This is a genomic window from Dialister sp. (genome assembly GCF_036343215.1).
Lineage (GTDB): Bacteria > Bacillota > Negativicutes > Veillonellales > Dialisteraceae > Dialister.
This window is the reverse complement of sequence record NZ_JAZASU010000168.1, coordinates 1-2,331: the sequence shown is the minus strand read 5'-3', so window position 1 is coordinate 2,331 and position 2,331 is coordinate 1. Positions and strand designations below refer to the sequence as shown.

General features: G+C 51.7%; 2 protein-coding genes. One reads left to right on the top strand and one right to left on the bottom strand.

What is annotated here, in order from left to right:
• Positions 1-864, bottom strand: an 864-nt coding sequence (locus VZT47_RS10100; protein ID WP_442877434.1) for a nucleoside-diphosphate sugar epimerase/dehydratase, incomplete at its 3' end; no start/stop codon positions are given.
• Positions 865-1,148: 284 nt separating this feature from the next.
• Here VZT47_RS10100 and VZT47_RS10095 point away from each other — a divergent pair.
• Positions 1,149-2,165 carry a hypothetical protein gene (locus VZT47_RS10095; protein WP_330224833.1) on the top strand — a complete coding sequence of 339 codons (1,017 nt, stop codon included), beginning with the start codon at positions 1,149-1,151 and terminating at the stop codon, positions 2,163-2,165.
• The last annotated feature ends 166 nt before the right edge of the window (positions 2,166-2,331 follow it).

The following is a 2,331-nucleotide window of genomic DNA, read 5'->3' as shown; positions in this document are numbered from 1 at the left end:
GACCCTTTTGATGAACCGGTTGTAAGGACGGGCCAGATTGTTCTTCAGGCTCATGAACATGAGCCGTTCATTGAACAGGGATTCTACTTCGATGCCGTTCACCGGCAGACCGATCAGATCGGGCACGAAAGAAAGGTTCCGCACATGGGGCTGAATAGTGTGGATCAGCTGGTTCAATCGTTCAGGGCTCAGCCCAGGAACGGCGATACAGACATCCTGGACCTGGGTCTTTTCAATGATTTCCACCACCTGGCTGAAAGTACCCAGGTACGGCAGGTCTCCCACATTTTCTTTTTGCGGGCCGGCGTCATCCACGTAGCCGATGACGTTGAAGTTCAGACCGATATCATCCCGAATGCCCTGGAGCACCAGACTGGCCGTTTTTCCGGCCCCCACCAGGAGCACCGGAACGCTCCCCACCCCAGCCCAGTTCAGGAGATGGGCAAAAAGGTAACGGGAGAGCGTCACCAAGACAATGGAAAAGATCCACAAAAAGCCTACAAAGAGCCGGGAGGTACTGGCGGAAATATGGGATAGATAGACAAAGACCACGATGGCCCCGCTTGCATAGGTGCATCCTCGGCAGATACATTCCATCAGCTTCCAGTAGCCCATATGCTTGGTATAGATGCCTCCCTGCCGGAAAAACAGCAGGAACAGCAGCGGAAAGGCGACCCACAGATTGAGCCAGGGCATATGGAAATGGGTATTCCCAGTAAAGGTTCCCCGCAGATGGTAAGCCAAGAATTCGGAGAGCAGGATCATCAGCCAGTCTGCTATGGTATAGATGGTGGGCAAGAAATAGTTCAAGTGATGATGGATAAAGGAATCGGGATGATTTTCCCGAAAAGCAGTGTCAGCCATGGATAAACTCCTTTTTTGCAGTAATTCGCAGTTTCTCGTATCATTTTATTATACTGTAAAATAAGGACAAATTGAAGCTCCATTAAGGAAATGGCAGAAACCTGTCCCTGCCACCCCCTGTGAACGGGAAAATCTGGAGGAGAAGAGAAAGCCTTTGCCATACGGTGAGGAAATGTCTACAGGGAATGAGAGACAGCAGCTGCTGAAGGGCTGTCCTCGCCTTTTTTTCCGCTTTCCTGTATAATAGGTAAGATAGAGTTAAGAAAAATCGGAGGCTGTGAATCATGGAAGAACTGGATACCATCATCAAATCAATCAGGGACAATCTGTCAGGAGACTCCCAGAAGGATATCAAATATCTCCAAGGCTGCATCGAGCTGTACCGGGACCATCCTCTGCACCGGGAGATTAGCCGTGCCTGCAGCCAGCTGCTGTACAAGCTGCTGCCGGAAGAAAGCCGGCAGCATTTCGCCGATATGTTCAGCCAGGCATTTGAAAAATTCCGGGCAGACCTGGAGGGAGCCCGGAAGTGCACGGCTGCCCAGGATTTCGTGGGAGCCCGGAAATTCTTGGAACCCCATCTCCAGGAAGCAGAACATTCGGCTCTTTTCCAGCCTGATTCGGAAGTAGAATTCCGTTCCTTTGCGGAGCCCATGGAAAGAGTGCTGTACCAGCAGTTCTGTCAGCCCAAAAAGACGGTCCAGCAGGCGCCTTTTCCCTTTCATCTTCTGTACTTGACTTTGGGCGAACTGGAACTGGCCCAAAACCGAATGAAGGCTGCCCAGAAAGCTTTGGAAAAAGGACTGAAATGGGACCCGATCAGCGCTCCGGTGCGTGCCTGTTATCTGGCCGTGCTGAAAGCTGGAGAGGATTGGGAAAGCTTCGGCCGAGTGAACCGGGAGAGCTTCCGGATGGCCTTCCGCCCTGCTGATCTGGCCCTGTGCTACCAGAACGAAGGGACCCGGCTGCTCCAGGGAGAAGATTGGCAGGGGGCCCGGTATGCCTTCCTGCTGAGCTTGAACTATGGGGAAACGGAAGCAGTGAAAGCCCGGCTGGAAACCATTGCCCAGCATCTAGGAAAAGACCTGGTTCCTGCCTCCCGGGAAGAATTGACGGCCTTTGCCACAAAAGAAGGGATCCCCCTGGGACCGAATATGGAGATCCTCCGGCTGGCTGCTGGCGGAGCCCAGGCCTGCCTCCAGGCAGGAAGAGAACAGGAAGCAGAGTATTATCTGGATGTGATCCGTCCCTTCCTGGCAGAAAAGGACATGGAAGAATTGAAGAAGAAGTTGGGATATTGAAAAAGAGGGGCTGTTGCATGAGCAATGATGTGACCCCAAAAAGTTAGACCTTAGTAACGAGATGGTTTTTACTGTCTCGTTACTTTTTTATGCTGCCTGCAAGGAAAGCCTATATTGAACAGGACTTTTCCAGCATAGTTTTTCCTTGATCCTTTGCTCGTTATAG